The sequence below is a fragment of the Tamlana crocina genome (assembly GCF_012037625.1).
On the sequence record NZ_JAAVJS010000282.1, the window covers coordinates 1 to 430 of the forward strand.

Below are 430 nucleotides of genomic sequence, written 5' to 3' on the forward strand. Positions count from 1 at the left end.
TATGATTTGATCAGTTCTTTGGTTTTTTCGATCTCAATGTCTCCTGCAACTACAAGGGTAGCATTATTAGGAACATAGAATTTTTCGTTAAAAGCACGGAATTCTTCAAGGGTTGCTGCATCAAGATGTTCCATAGATCCAATAGGAGACCATCTGTAAGGGTGCTTTTTGAAAAGGTTCTTTTTTACTGCGGTTAGAAGGTTTCCATAAGGTGCGTTATCAATACGCAGTCTTTTTTCTTCTTTGACAACCTCGTTTTGAGTATCAACTCCCTGCTGGTCAATGACCGGGTGAAGCATTCTTTCAGACTCCATCCAAAGTCCCAACTCCAGTTGGTTAGAAGGGAAGATCTCGTAATAATAAGTTCGGTCGTCAGAAGTATTGGCATTATTTGATCCTCCATTGGAAGAAACAATTTTGAACCATTCTC

General features: G+C 39.5%; 1 protein-coding gene. It reads right to left on the reverse strand.

Features of this window, described 5'->3' with window-relative positions; genetic code table 11:
- Positions 1-430 (reverse strand): M16 family metallopeptidase (locus tag HC176_RS16730; protein WP_167920147.1); only part of this gene is annotated, 430 nt, incomplete at both ends.